At 62.6% G+C, this 353-nt stretch carries 1 protein-coding gene; it reads left to right on the forward strand.

Annotation, left to right across the window (positions count from 1 at the left end; genetic code table 11):
- A partial coding sequence (locus KY389_RS15100; RefSeq protein ID WP_219831790.1) for an IS3 family transposase occupies positions 1-337 on the forward strand: 337 nt, incomplete at its 5' end.
- Positions 338-353 lie beyond the last annotated feature (16 nt).

Here is a 353-nt window from a genome sequence, read left to right on the forward strand (position 1 = left end):
GCCTGCGCACCGCCGCGACGCAGTGAAGACGCTGATGGAAGAGCATCAGTTTTCGGAGCGGCGGGCGTGCAGGCTGGTCGGGATTTCGCGGTCGAGCTTGGCTTGTCAGGCCCGGCCAGACCGCCACGCACGGCTCAGAGAGCGCCTGATCATCTTGTCAGGCAAGCACAGGAGGTATGGCTATCGCATGCTGCATGCAAAACTCGTCCTTGAGGGGTTCAGGGTGAACGTAAAAGTCGTCGAGCGCATCTACCGCGAAGAACGGCTGTGGCTGCGGGGGGATGTCCCGATGAATGTTGAAATCGGGTCGGGGCAGCGTTGCCGGGCTCATGGTTAGGCGGCCGCTGCGGTGT

The sequence above is a fragment of the Paracoccus bogoriensis genome, assembly GCF_019431455.1.
Taxonomy (GTDB): Bacteria; Pseudomonadota; Alphaproteobacteria; order Rhodobacterales; family Rhodobacteraceae; genus Paracoccus; species Paracoccus bogoriensis.